General features: G+C 43.3%; 1 protein-coding gene. It reads left to right on the top strand.

Annotation, left to right across the window (positions count from 1 at the left end; genetic code table 11):
• On the top strand, positions 1-321 hold a 321-nt coding region (locus CWC11_RS22945), incomplete at both ends, for a hypothetical protein (protein ID WP_171038530.1).

Here is a 321-nt window from a genome sequence, read left to right on the forward strand (position 1 = left end):
GGTTTGAAGGCTCATTGCTCACATTACTCACGGGCTTACCAGTGGTACTACTGTGTACTCAAGGCGGGAAGTTAAACGTTCTGAAAACATATCATTATGATGATATGTTATGGGCAGGAGGTATTGGGTTACTCACTGTGTCTTCAGCGTTGTTTTCTTGGTTCGCTTTTGCCGTGCTCACGGTTATTTCCTTGGCGTTATGTGCTGTTTTTCGCGGTTTTAAATCGTTAAGTTTGGCTGGTTTTATTCTAGCCGCAGGCGTTGCTTTTTTACTCAGTATAGACACCGTGCAAGAACAAAATGATGTGCAAACAACGCTGT

Source organism: Pseudoalteromonas sp. S3178 (assembly GCF_005886985.1).
Lineage (GTDB): Bacteria > Pseudomonadota > Gammaproteobacteria > Enterobacterales > Alteromonadaceae > Pseudoalteromonas > Pseudoalteromonas carrageenovora.